Source organism: Plantibacter sp. M259 (assembly GCF_006065115.1).
Lineage (GTDB): Bacteria > Actinomycetota > Actinomycetes > Actinomycetales > Microbacteriaceae > Plantibacter > Plantibacter auratus.
In genome coordinates this window covers 1,881,513-1,894,793 of the sequence record NZ_CP040750.1, presented here as the reverse complement: position 1 = coordinate 1,894,793, position 13,281 = coordinate 1,881,513, and the positions used below count along the sequence as shown (strand labels likewise).

Here is a 13,281-nt window from a genome sequence, read left to right as displayed (position 1 = left end):
CGAGTGCGTTACCTCGCTATCTGCCATGGTTGAGCGATGAACACTTCCGGAATCTACAAAACCGAGCCGATGGCGACGCGGGCACTTGCCGCTGAGATTCGGCATGATTCAAGCCAGTTCTTGGAGCTACTTCAACGCAGAAGCGGAATCGAGAAGCTCGGCTTCCTCCGCCAGGTGAAGTGTGAAGCGGTGGATCGCGTCGACGTTTTCCTGGATCTCGAGCGTGAGGACGGTGAGTCGCATCTCATCGGCATCGAGGCAAAGTTTGATCATGAACTCCGCCGAGAACAGGTCGAACGCTTGAGCGTGTCGCTTGACCTGCTCTTCATCCTCTTGCCGGACTCGAGCTCCATCCCGAATTGGCTCCGGGATGACTTCCCCAGCGTTGCGGTGATCCGTTGGACGGAAACCTTGGGCTGCTTCGCGGATTCTCGACTCACGCTCCGCGACCTCGCGGCGATCAAGGTTCCAAAAGTGGCTATCGAAGCTCAGCTCAACGGCCTTTCCTTCCCGGGGCGATTGGAAGGTTGGACGATCGACAGCGGGCGCAATGGTAGCGGCAACCCTTCCATCATCTTCGAGTCCCCGAACCTCCCTGATGGTCGGACGTTGCGGGGACAGATTCAAGTCGTCGGTCGAGGGGTTCCCACGCGCTTGGATGACGTGCTTATGGAGAGCCACATTGGAATTGCTGTGCCCGAGGACGAGGCGAACTACTTCGACCCTGCAGGTTCGAACTACGTTCCCATCTGGATCGACAACCTGAAGACGCTTCACAGAGAAGTACTAGATGGTCAAGAGGACCGGCTGCTGATCAGCCGCCACGCGCCCGGCGAGAGTGAACGCGTGCTCGGCCGATGGAAAAAGCCGCTAGCTCAGAAGCATCTTGGCGAGCTCGCCTATTTGGCGAAGGGATACACCGACGGGTGGGCGATTGGACCGAAGACGCAAAGAGTTCCCCTGGCCCAACTCGACCACATTGCCGCGATCACCGTAGAGATCTTCGAACGCTGGTTCGAGGCAGAGAACCAGTGAGCGTGACTGCTGCGCCGGGGTTTCGTCGCCGCGTCTCGAGGACCTGGGGCGCCAGCGTCGATGAAGCCGCCTAGACGCAGGCCCCGCCGCAGCGCCGGGTCGAGGCCGATGGGTTCAGCCACCATCTCAGACCCCAACTGGGTCCCTGACAGGAGGGCTTTTGAGGCCGCCTCACCCCCGGGGCCAGACCTCGCTTATGCAGGGACCTCGCGGGTAGGAGACCCCTTGTGCCCAACCCGATGCCCGAAGGTTGAGTACTGTGCCGTACCAGCGGAGCTGTGTGTAAGGCACTGATTCGGCCGCCTGCTGGCTCTAACCGACGTTTCTGATGATTCCCACCCGTCCTACGGTCTGGTGTTCGACACGATCCCCAGCGACTTCAGACAGGGGGGAAATGCTTCCCAGAACCGCCTGGCGAGGGGGATGTCGGTGGTACGTCCCATAGTCTGATGTTGTGCTCCATGATTCTGATGTGCCCGCCATGATCGACACGTCGATGGCGAGAAAAGCACGGGGAGCGTTCTTCACACCGGACGGTATCACCCGGCACATCGCCCAGTGGGCGATCCGCGCGTCCTCCGACAACGTTCTCGAACCCAGCACAGGTGAGGCCGCTTTCCTGACCGCCGCTGTGGCGCGTCTATTCGCGCTTGGCGCGACCGAACCCGTCGTGCATGGAGTCGAGATCCACGGACCGAGCGCACACGCTGCACGGAGTGCAGTCGCAGCCATGGGTGGTCAAGCTCGGGTCACGGTCAGCGATTTCTTCCTCGTCGAAGCCGTACCTACGTTCGACGCGATCATCGGCAACCCGCCATTCATCCGCTACCAGGACTGGACAGGCAAGCAGCGAGACCGCGCCCGATTCGCAGCCCTGCACCAGGGCGTCGCCCTCACCGGGCTGTCGTCGAGTTGGGCCGCCTTCGTTGCGCACTCCGCAGGGTTCCTAAAGCCTGGTGGCCGGCTCGGCTTGGTCCTTCCAGCGGAACTGCTGAGCGTGAACTACGCCGCGCCGATCAGACGCTTCTTGTTGGAGAACTTCGCCCGCGTCGAACTCGTGGTCTTTGATGAGCAAGTGTTCCCTGATGCTGAAGCGGACACAGTGCTGGTTAAAGCCGACGGGTGGAAGCAGACCCCGGCAGGTCACGCTGCGCTGCGCCAGACCCGCAACGCTGCGACGCTCGAATCACTGGAGTGCGGCACCACCTGGGCACCTGTCGACCCTGCCGACCGGTGGACACCAATGGCGCTCTCTGAGACCACCGCTACCGTTATGTCCCGCCTCGCAGAAGACGACGCCTTCGGGCCGCTGGAAGCATACGGGGACACCACCCTCGGAGCTGTCACCGGAGGGAATCGGTTCTTCGCCCTCTCGCCGGCACGGGTCCGAGAGCTGGGTATCCCTCGGCGCGACTTGCTCCGCATCAGCCCCCCTGGAAGCTCGCATCTCCGTGGGCTCGCACTCACGGAGTCTGGCCTGACGCGCCTCGGTCAACGCGACCAGCCCACGTGGCTACTCTGGCCGAGCAGCACCCCGGCTGAGTCCACGCTGCGGTACATCGAGTTCGGGCACGCCACAGGTGTCGATCAGGCTTACAAGTGCCGCATCAGAAAGTCCTGGTGGCGTGTCCCGGTCCTCGACGCCCCGGATCTCTTCCTCACCTGCATGAACGCAGACACGGCTCGTCTGACCACGAACAGCGCTGGTGCCCGCCATCTGAACAGCATTCACGGTGTCTATTTGCGTGACGAGCTGCGCGATATCGGCCGCGATGTGCTCCCCGTAGCATCGCTCAACTCGATGACGCTGCTCTCTGCGGAGCTGGTCGGTCGTTCCTACGGTGGCGGGATCCTGAAGATCGAACCACGCGAAGCAGACCGGTGGTGGATGCCCTCGCCGGCGACGCTCACCGAGTACCGTAGTGCGCTTGCGATGGTGAAGCCGAGCGTTCAGAATCTCCTGCAGAGGAAGGACCTTCTCGGCGCGGTCGCGCTCGTCGACGGGATCCTGTTCGAGGGCGTACTCTCGAAGGCCGAGCTGGACGCTATTCGTGCAGATCACCGAGCTCTGACGTCCCGCCGCACGGTCCGCGGACGTAGCGGGGGGCGAGGGCAAGCCAATGGCAGCTAAGCCAGACTCATTCACTCCGTTCGACGCCACGCTCGCTGCGGCGTTCCTCAGCGACCCGTGGACCCATGGTCCTGGACAGCGGCCCCTGTACGCGCCGGACTACGCACTCGCCGAAAGCCTCCTCACTATCCCGGTCGCCGCGAGCAAAGGATGGGCCAGCGGCGCACTCGCCAACGGCGTCGACTCCTGGCTGGCCCATGAACTCCGCCGAGCCGGCTTCGGCCCCGACGAAGTCTGGCCACGCGCAACACGACCGCGCATCATGCCCCGCGACATCGCCGTGCTCCTCGACAAGCTGCCACGCGCGCTCTCCGACGAGGTGCGTGCGAAGCTCATGGCGATGCCGGTTATCGCCCCGACAGACGCGAAGATTCTGGGCCGCGCCTACGACAAACAGGTGGATGTTGCGATCGCCCGATGGGATCGCGGCCCAGAACTGCTCCTCAGCACGAAGACCATGGTGTCGTCGTTCGGGAAGAACCTCAGCAACCGGTTCGAGGAAGCCTACGGGGACGCCGGAAATCTCCGCAGCCGCTACCCACTCGCAGCTGTCGGCTTTTTCTTTGTGCAGCGTGACACCATCCTCACCCAAGAACCAGACGCGTTCGAGAAGACAGTCGACATGATGCGCAAACTCCGCGACATTGGTGGCGGCAATGGTTATACCGCCACCGGCCTCGCCCTAGTCAACTGGTCCGACGAAGACCCCACCGTGAAGCTCGCACTTGACCGTGTGCCGGAAGATGTTCGTCCCGAGCAGTTCATGACCAAGATGATCGAGCAAATCATCGCCGCAACATCTGTCACTCACCACGTCAAGGTTCGCAACAAGTACGAACGCCGCCAGATCCCTGTAGTGGAAGACGACACCGCAGCTGGCCTGTTTTGACGCGAATCCTGCGGCACAAAGTCCTCTGATCTCCTAACGCAGAACCACATCAGCGCTACTATTCTTCCCATGGCCACTTTCGATCCTGCAAAGCAGCGCGCCCAACTCGCCGAACAGCGCCACAAGGTTGATTTCGACTCATACGATGTCACCGTTGATGAGCTCGTCCGAAGAGTGGGAAAGTCCCGAATCGAAATCGCTCCGGCGTACCAGCGCCAGTTCCGCTGGGATATCGAGCGCCAGTCGCGGCTTGTCGAATCGCTTCTTCTCGGCATCCCGGTTCCATCCCTATTCATGGCCACCAACGTCGATGTGGCCAAGGGCACAACATGGGAAGTCGTAGACGGGCTGCAGCGCTTGCTCAGCCTCGTCAGCTTTTTAGGCGACTCCGACACGCGATCGACAGCCAAACTCAAAGGACAGTCCACAGCGCTCACCGGCCTCGAGAAGCTGACCTTGCTGGAAGGACTGACCGCAACCGACCTCCCGGCCGACATCCGAACAGGGCTTGAAGACCGGCCGATCAAGGTAATCGTTCTCAACGACAAGAGCGACCTGCGAGTCCGCTTCGACCTGTTCGAGCGTCTCAACACTGGCGGGATCAAGCTCACTGACCAGGAGGTACGCGAGTGCGTGTACATGGGCGAGTTCGTGAATCTGCTCGACGAGCTAGCTGGATCGCCAAGCTTCAATACAGTCGTCAAGCTGCCCGTAGGTCAGCAGCGGGACGGCACCGCGCAGGAGTATGTACTGCGATTCTTTGCGTTCCTTGAGCGCTATGGATCGTTCGACCACTCAGTGAAGGACTTTCTTAACGACTTCTGCGCGGACGCCGCGGACACCCCTCGAATCACCGATCGTCGCAAGACGTTCCACGCAACATTCGACTACCTCGCGGCGGCGTTTCCGGGCGGCCTCACTTCCCGCAAGAGAACGACTGCCGTCAACCTGTATGAGGGGGTCACTGTGGGTGCGGCACTTGCCCTCATCACGAACCCGGCGCTGGCTGCACCGGTCAGCCTTGACTGGGTGACGGGCGATCAGATCAGGAAGGTCACGACAGGCGCTACCAACAATAGGTCGAGGGTGTCGGGCCGCATAGAGCAATCACGCGATCACTTCCTCGCCGGCAAATGATCAGCGTTGCTCCCCATCGCCAAGCACTGAAGGAACGTATCGACGTTGTGATTTCGCTGATCGATGAAACGCATCCCGCGCCTCTTGGCAATGGGCCGATCTCGCGCGAAGCTCGCGGGCTTGCAATTGTCCTTCTTTTCGCCGCTTACGAGGAGCTGCTGCGGTCACTCACTCGAACGATCCTTGAAGCCGTTGTGCGGCTCCGCATTAGCAACAGCCGACTGCAGCCCGGACTCCGCTCATTCGCTCTGAGGAATCTGACGAAGTCCTTACGCGCCGTCGGAGAAAGGAAGGTCTTCGGAGCTATCCCAAGTCTCATCGAGACTCTCGGCCGAACCGACCGTGAACCTACCGTCAACCCCGATGACTTCCCGGATGACGGCTCCTTCATGAAACAGTCTCAAGTGGAGCTGTGGGCGCGCACCTTCGACGTAGGTCACCCCGGAGCGCTCTTAAAAAAAGTGTGGAACCGCATAGACACGGTGGTGGTTCAGCGTAACAAGATCGCGCATGGCGATCTCACTCCACAGGACGTTGGACGCGGCTACTCCGAAAGGGAGATCCGAGAACTGATCGACAGCTGGTACTCGGATTGGGACAATTTTCTGCTTCACGTAGAGAAATGCGCGAGTACGAGAGACTTCTTCCGCGTTCCTCGGTAGTTCAAGACTTCTGCCATTTCTTCTTTCAGTCACCTGCAGAAGTGCACGGTCCGGCCGAACTGGCAGCGGGCGAGCTGTACTGCCCAGGCACGTTGGTGGAGTTGTGACGACTCGCTGTAGTCGTTGAGAGATGGAGAGGACCTCTGTGTCGGAGTGGAGCTGCTTAGGTTCCGTTCCGAACGAGGAGGTCCTCGATGTCCCATCGCTAATGCTGCTGTGACGCCGCGCCAACTATTGCGCATCGCGCGTCTGATCACGCCTGCTCTACAACGAGGTACGAGCAAAGCTTCATGTCGGGGCACCAACCGACGCGAAGATCCTGGGTTTCGCGCACGCCGAGCACGTCGACGTTACGATCGCCCGATGGGACCGCGTCCCAGAACGGCAGCTCACCACCAAGCCCATGGTGTCGGCCTCGCTTGACGCCGTGCACCACTATCTAGACTCGTCCGCTAGTGCTGACTGCTCCCGTACATTTGAACCCGTCAAGTCATCGCAGCTGACTGAAAACGAGGAGGATTTCGATGCCGGTTGAGACGAGGATGTGGCGTATCGACGGCGAGAGCCCGAGGGCGCTCACTCCGTCAGCCCTTCCCACGGAGAATGAGCTCCATCAGTTTCTGCGACAGGACCCATCGCTGCTGGGTGCTGCGCTACTTGTTATCGGCAGTGAGGTCATCACGCCGTACGGCACGCGTCTGGATTTGTTGGCGATCGATGCCGACGGAAGTCTGCATGTGCTCGAACTGAAGCGCGACCGCACACCACGTGAGGTAGTCGCGCAAGTTCTCGACTACGGTTCGTGGGCGTCCGCGCTCTCCCGCGACGATGTCATCGACATCGCTGAGAGATACCTTGACCGCTCGTTCGAAGCGTCATTCGAGGATGTGTTCGGTGCCGCACCGCCGGACGAGCTCAATCGCGAACTGCAGCTCACCGTGGTGGCCTCCGCACTTGACGCGAGCTCGGAGAGGATTGTCACCTACCTTCGCGGTTTCGGGGTTCCAATCAACGCCGTGTTCTTTACGTACATTGAGGACGACTGCCGACGCTATCTCGCGCGTTCGTGGCTCACTACCTCCGATGAGCGAACTCCGACCAGCATCGCGAAGTCGACTTCGAAGCGTGCGCCCTGGAACGGCCTCGATTGGTACGTGTCGTTCGGTGGAGACCGGTCGTGGGACGACGCCCGCAGCCTCGGCTTCGTCTCCGCAGGCGGAGGAAAGTTCTACTCGCGGACAATCCGCGCTCTGCCCGAAGGCGCACGAATATGGGTCTACATCCCACAGAGCGGATACGTCGGGGTTGGCACGGTTACCGGCCCAGCAGTTCGATTCGATAGTGCTCAAGTACTAGTGGACGGAACACGCGTACTGCTCGCGAAAGAACCTCTCACCGGTTCTTATTCGCGCCCCGACGCCGCGACCGACGATGATGACGAGTGGGTCGTGCCGGTTCAGTGGATTCACACAGTCCCACAGGCAGAGGCATACCAAGAGAAGGGGCTCTTCGCGAATCAGAACAGCGCCTGCAAACTGCGCCAGGAGTTTACGCTCGAACGGCTCTCTCAGCACTTCGACGTTCAAGGCGAGAGCTAGGTCTTCGGTCATCGCACACTTGAGTCTGCCGTCCTACTGACGGGCAGCTTCGTTGTCTTGGGCAGGTTCCGAATCGGGCAACGCGAACTCAGCGAGCGTCCCGCTCAAAGGTCACCGTCCGAGCAACGAGGAGATGCGGATTTCCTTGAGCCAAATAGGCCCTAGGCTTCCCTCATGGCGAAAACCAGAAAATACGGCTTCGGCAGCTTCCTTCTCGACGCGATTCTCACGTTGCTGACAGGTGGCATCTGGCTGATCTGGATCTTCGTTCGGGAAATGCGCCGCGGGTAGCAATACGTTGTCAAAGCGACCCGGGTACCTTGAATGCCCGGGCGAAGCTGGATCCGAGACGAACCGCACGATGTGCGACGCCTTCAATAGATAGTCCATATTCAGGAACGGTCTCTCGTCTCGGAACAACCATCAGCACAATCAACTAGAGAGCTAGCCCACCTTCCCAAGCATGCGGTCCTGCTCGACGCAATGGCTCAGGGCGTCTGCGTCACGTGTGAACGCGCAATGCGCTACCAGAAATCGGTGCCACTGGCAGCGCGCACGCTGAGCGGCATCGGAATAGCCCTGCAGACGACGGTTTCGTTAGGGATCGTGAACCTTCGTCGACACGACCGGTCTCGCGAACGAGTGAGAGACTGCTGTTTTCCTGTACGACACCGGGGTGCGGTGCGTCGAACCAGGGTCGGTCTACCGGGCGGAGAGAATGACGGTGCGGTTGACGCTTCCGAGATTCGGATCGTAGATGCCGTCGGGGCAGTCGTTGATGAGCTGGCCGCCGTTGGTCGGGGAACCGATCGTGGTGGTAGGGGCGCCGAGGTGCAGGAGCCGGTCGAGGACGGCGGTGGCGCGATCGATAGCGAGTCTTGAGCTGCCGGCGGGGTCGTGATCGCAGTCGGTATCGGCGGTGTATCCGGTAGCGTCGACGATCGTACTCGCGCCGCACTGAGCGAGGGCCGCCGCGATCGGGGCGAGCACCACGTCAGCAGCCTCAGCAAGGAGAGCACTTTCGCCCTCGAACAGGAGAGTCGAGTCGAGGGCGATCTGTCCGACGCAGGCCGTGACGATGTCCCCGAATTCAACGACCGGCACGAAGTTGACGGCCTTCGGGGCATGCGTCCCGGATTCGCCTGAGGCAATTCTGCAACTGGCGGCGTTCATCTTCTCGCACAGGCTCAGCAGGATCGTCTTCAGTGCCGAGCGTGCTGCAGGGCCGGGCGTGGGCTGGATGCCGTTCGGGTTGGGAATGCCGATACCGGCGAAGATGACGTGCTTCCCGGTGGCATCAGGGAGGTCACCGGACTGCGTCGCCGCGACGAACTCCTCGGGATGACCAACCCAGTCGCCGGCGCGGGTGAGGTCCATGGGCGCGACAGTGGAGAGTCCGCTGGTGATCAGGACGGTGGTCCCTCCAGGGTCCGTCGTCTCGAGGGCCCTGTCGAGGACGCCGACGACATCCAGGCCATCCGAGGCGTCGGCCACGCCGCGGAGCGTCGCGTCCAAGGCGCTGATCTTGGCGTCGATCTTCTCGGCACGCTTCTCCTCCGAGTTTTCGACGTCGTCTCCTCGCATTGGGGTCAGATCAATCAGTGTGGTGCCGCTCGGGGTCAGGACGGTGACTTCGCCATCACCGGGGAAGAGCGAGGCATTGGCGTGCTGGTTGAGCAGCTCACTGATGACCGATGCATCCGGAGCAGGCTCGGCGCTGGACGCGGTGGACGCAATGGTCAAGCCGGGACGGGCGTTGATCGGAACGCACGCGGACAGGGAGAGGAGTAGGGCGGCAGCAGCGACGGAGGCCGCAGCCCTGAGAAAGAAAGTGTTCATGGGACGATCCCTTTCAGTTGGTGTTAGAGGGTGAACCCGATGCGGCGAAGCGGGGCAAAAGAGTTGCGCCAGCTGCGGTGATCGCTAGGCGATCCGGCGAAACAGGTCACGACCCGTGACCCATGAAGTACCAAGAGGTGCCCCTTCGACGTGACCTTCGTCGTGAAACCAGACGCGAGCAGTTTCCGTTCCAGCTGGCGACGCTCCTTCTTCAACATGCCGTGCCCTTCGACGCATGCCAGCGGGGTTGCTGGTGTGTCCAGGGAACCGACACACACCACGCCGATGTCAGGGAGTGTGTGGTGTGTGTTCTGCGGCGAACCCCTACGCTGTCGGAAAGGGTGGTCGGTAGCGGGGGTTGTCATGGCAGACAAGAGCGAGTGGGCGTCAATCGAGATTGCCTACTCGAGCTGGCTGCGCGCGGCGAGAGAAGCAGCCCGCGGTGGCCCTGGCGTCGTGCGGGCCATGCACGACTACCTCAGCAAGAACGACCTTCTCGACGGCCTCGATACTCGCTGGCAAACCCGCTATGGACAACAAGACGAATCTGGTCGCCTTACGAACTGGCAAAGCACCTATTTCTCCCAGTGGGAGAAGGGCCGCAAGTCATCCCCCCGCCCGAGCGTCCCCGAGGAGCCAGTAATACGCGATGCTCTAACGGGTGCCGTCACCGCGCTCGTTTCCGAAACACCCAACGGCGCCGAAGGTTGGTCTGGGTTCGCGGCCGTCATTGAGGCAATGATCGAACTCAGGAACGCCCGCCGCGACCGAGGTGGAAGAGCGGCGCAAGTAGCGGCAACTGACAAGAACGCACATGCAGCCCGAAACCTGCTCGCAGTCCCTCCATCTCGCGCCGCTGACCTCGATCCGATCGCTCTCGGCCTAGGATCATGGGCGTACGACGGAGATTTACCCCCCTACACGCCACGCACTACTGACTCGAAGATCATCGGCACACTCGTTGGCGGCACGGCTGGACTCACGGTCATTGTCGGGCCACCAAAAGCGGGCAAATCGCGAAGCGTCCTCGAGCTGCTCCGAACACACCTTCCGAACGCGATGACGTGGTGGGTGAATCCAGCCCCCGGGTCCTCCCCGCCCTTGTGGAGCGGCTCGAGAAGTCACCCGTCAGACCAGACGTGATTGTGTTGGATGACCTTCAGCTTCACGGCGTCAATCCCGTGGATGGCATGACTGTCGATCGCTTGTTGCACCTAACGCGCACAGCACAAGTAGTCGCTACGATCCACGACTCTGTCCTCGACGCCTGGAGGACACAAGCATCCGACCGCCAAAGTATCGGAGGCGACCCTGCTACCCAGTCCGCAGGGCTGGGTGCTACTGCTGCCCTCACGTCGCTACTCACAGCCAACATGAACCCGTATCACGCCGTCCTCGACGATGCGGAACTTGAAGTCGCGCACGCAAACTATCGACGCGTAGTGAGACAGGTGGAAGGCCTGGATTTGACGCGTCTTGCGGAAGTCTTGGCCGCTGTTCAGCAGCTGGAGCTGAAGGCGAACTTGCTCAGTTCCAGGGGCGGCATGGGAGCTGCTGTCATCGAAGCTCTAGTCGACATCAGCATCCTTCACCCAGAAGGTGGGAGTGTCTCTCTTATCGAGGCTGTAGCGCAGATCAGGTTTACCCTCATCGATCCGAACGCCATCTGGAGACCAGAAAAATTCGAGACGACTCTCGACACGGTGCTCACAGGCGTCGCCCCCCGCTCTCCTCACGCGATCCTGACGCGCCGCTCGCGCGATAGATTCGGCATCCTCGATGCGCTTGTCCCGCGCATCCGCAACGCTTCCCATGACCTGACGCCGCTCCTCGATCTCCAGCTTGATCGCTCGGCAATGTTCGCCACCGCCGCCTGGCATTACAGACAAAATCAGATATCACATACGCGCGCCTGGTTACTCAAAGCCGCCCAACTGGAAGATAGTGAAGCAATGCTTCACCTCGGGATTATCGATTGGAAGTCCGGGAGTCTCGACGACGCACGCAACTGGTACCTCAAAGCCGCCCAACTGGGAGAGATCAACGCAATGGTTCGCCTCGGTTTCTTGGACGAGGAGGCCGGCAACCTCGACGACGCACGCAACTGGTACCTCAAAGCCGCCCAACTGGAAGATTGCGTAGCAATGGTTCACCTCGGGACCATCGATACGACGGCCGGGAACCTAGACGACGCACGCAACTGGTACCTCAAAGCCGCCCAACTGGAAGATACAGACGCAATGGTTCGCCTCGGTTTCTTGGACGAGGAGGCCGGCAACCTCGACGACGCACGCAACTGGTACCTCAAAGCCGCCCAACTAGAAGATACAGACGCAATGGTTCGCCTCGGTTTCTTGGACGAGGAGGCCGGCAACCTCGACGACGCACGCAACTGGTACCTCAAAGCCGCCCAACTAGAAGATGTCCACGGGATGCTGAACCTCGGGCTCCTCGAAAAGGACGCCGGAAATCTCGACCAGTCGCGCGCCTGGTGGCTCAAAGCCGCCGAATTGGGCTTCGTTGACGCCATGCACAGCCTCGGGCTACTCGACGAGGAAGCCGGGGCCTCTGAGGACGCACGCACCTGGTGGTGCAAGGCCGCCGAACTGGAAGATTCGGATTCGATGATCAACCTGGGTCATCTGGATGAGCACGCCGGGAACCTCGACGACGCACGCAACTGGTATCTCAAAGCTGCCCAGCTGCAGGCTCCTTATGGAATGTTCAACCTCGGGCTCCTCGATGAAAAAGCTGGGAGCCTCGACGACGCACGCACCTGGTACCTCAAAGCCGCCCAACTGGAAGATACCGACGCAATGGTGCGCCTCGGGGTTCTCGACAAGGAGGCCAAGAGCCTCGACGACGCACGCACCTGGTACCTCAAAGCCGCCCAACTGGAAAATACTGACGCAATGTTCGGCCTCGGGGTCCTCGACACTGAGGCCGATAACCTCCACGACGCACGTAACTGGTACCTCAAAGCCGCTCACCTGGGCCATCCCGACGGGATGTTCAACCTCGGGGTCCTCGACGCAGAGGCCGATAACCTCCACGACGCACGTACCTGGTACCTCAAAGCTGCCCACCTGGGCCATCCCGACGCGATGTTCAACCTCGGGGTCCTCGACAAGGAGGCCGGAAACCTCCAAGACGCACGCACCTGGTTACTCAAGGCCGCCCGGCTAGAAAATACTGACGCAATGTACGGCCTCGGAGTCCTCGACAAGGAGGCCGGAAACCTCCAAGACGCACGCACCTGGTTACTCAAGGCCGCCCGGCTAGAAAATACTGACGCAATGTTCGGCCTCGGTGTCCTCGACACAGAGGCCGGGAACCTTCACGACGCACTCACCTGGTATCAAAAGGGTGCGCACCTGGACCACCCCGGGGCTATGTTCAACCTCGGGGTCATTGAAGCAGACGCTGGAAATCTCGACGCGGCACGCACCTGGTGGGCTCAGGCCGCGAACTTCGGAGAAGCTAGCGCTAGTGATGCGCTGGATTCGCTCCGAAGAGAGTCAGATTGACAGTCTGCCCTGCCCGCGAGCGATGAAGTGACGCAGCAAACGCGCCGAATGGCTCCTGCTGCGCGACGCGTGGAGAGGCCAGAGAAACGGTTGCGCTCCGGGATCATGAAGCGACGTAGGTGCATCGACGTTTATCGATCACGGGGAAGTATCGACACCAGGAAGGGGCCTCCGAGAAAATACCTCAAAGGCCCCTCACGACCCTACCTGAGGTTCTTGATGTTCTTCGTGCTGAGGTGGTTCTGTTTATTGGCGGCACCCTTGGCGCGGGTGGCGGCGTCGAGGGTTCGGGCGATCTCCTTGCGCGTCTGGGGGAGCTGGACCTTGCGACTGTATTCGGCGTACTGCTTCGTGAGGGCGGTGGTGGCGTCCTTGATAGCACCGGTGTTCGGGGCGCCGGCGAGGGTGGTCGCGATGCCGATGGCAGCGCCGGTGCGCTTGATGGTGTTCCACGTGCTCATTC

Annotated in this window: 9 protein-coding genes; 7 read left to right on the top strand and 2 right to left on the bottom strand. The window is 61.1% G+C overall.

The window, feature by feature from the left end; all coding sequences use genetic code 11:
* Positions 1-36 precede the first annotated feature (36 nt).
* The 6 genes from FGL15_RS08725 to FGL15_RS08700 all read left to right on the top strand — a co-directional run bounded on the left by FGL15_RS08725 (position 37) and on the right by FGL15_RS08700 (position 7,452).
* On the top strand, positions 37-1,035 hold the full coding sequence (locus FGL15_RS08725; RefSeq protein WP_138945731.1) for a hypothetical protein: 999 nt from the start codon (positions 37-39) through the stop codon (positions 1,033-1,035).
* Between the two features lie 481 nt (positions 1,036-1,516).
* Complete coding sequence (locus FGL15_RS08720; protein WP_138947253.1) at positions 1,517-3,166, top strand: N-6 DNA methylase; 1,650 nt, start codon at positions 1,517-1,519, stop codon at positions 3,164-3,166.
* On the top strand, positions 3,156-4,055 hold the full coding sequence (locus tag FGL15_RS08715) for a hypothetical protein (protein WP_138945730.1): 900 nt from the start codon (positions 3,156-3,158) through the stop codon (positions 4,053-4,055). The genes FGL15_RS08720 and FGL15_RS08715 overlap by 11 nt, the downstream gene beginning before the upstream one ends.
* 69 nt (positions 4,056-4,124) lie before the next feature.
* Positions 4,125-5,192 (top strand): DUF262 domain-containing protein, encoded by a 1,068-nt coding sequence (locus tag FGL15_RS08710; RefSeq protein WP_138945729.1) that lies wholly within the window; start codon positions 4,125-4,127, stop codon positions 5,190-5,192.
* Positions 5,189-5,854: an MAE_28990/MAE_18760 family HEPN-like nuclease gene (locus tag FGL15_RS08705; protein WP_138945728.1), complete on the top strand. Its 666-nt coding sequence runs from the start codon at positions 5,189-5,191 to the stop codon at positions 5,852-5,854. Before FGL15_RS08710 ends, FGL15_RS08705 begins: the two co-directional genes overlap by 4 nt.
* A gap of 524 nt (positions 5,855-6,378) precedes the next feature.
* Positions 6,379-7,452: a hypothetical protein gene (locus FGL15_RS08700; protein WP_138945727.1), complete on the top strand. Its 1,074-nt coding sequence runs from the start codon at positions 6,379-6,381 to the stop codon at positions 7,450-7,452.
* 702 nt (positions 7,453-8,154) lie between these two features.
* Here FGL15_RS08700 and FGL15_RS08695 read toward each other — a convergent pair.
* Positions 8,155-9,291: a hypothetical protein gene (locus tag FGL15_RS08695; RefSeq protein ID WP_138945726.1), complete on the bottom strand. Its 1,137-nt coding sequence runs from the start codon at positions 9,289-9,291 to the stop codon at positions 8,155-8,157.
* Between the two features lie 1,067 nt (positions 9,292-10,358).
* Here FGL15_RS08695 and FGL15_RS08690 point away from each other — a divergent pair.
* Complete coding sequence (locus tag FGL15_RS08690; protein ID WP_138945725.1) at positions 10,359-12,818, top strand: tetratricopeptide repeat protein; 2,460 nt, start codon at positions 10,359-10,361, stop codon at positions 12,816-12,818.
* A 203-nt stretch (positions 12,819-13,021) separates the two neighbouring features.
* Here FGL15_RS08690 and FGL15_RS08685 read toward each other — a convergent pair whose 3' ends face one another.
* A complete protein-coding gene (locus FGL15_RS08685; protein ID WP_138945724.1) occupies positions 13,022-13,279 on the bottom strand; it encodes a hypothetical protein in 258 nt (85 codons plus the stop codon).
* Positions 13,280-13,281: the final 2 nt, after the last annotated feature.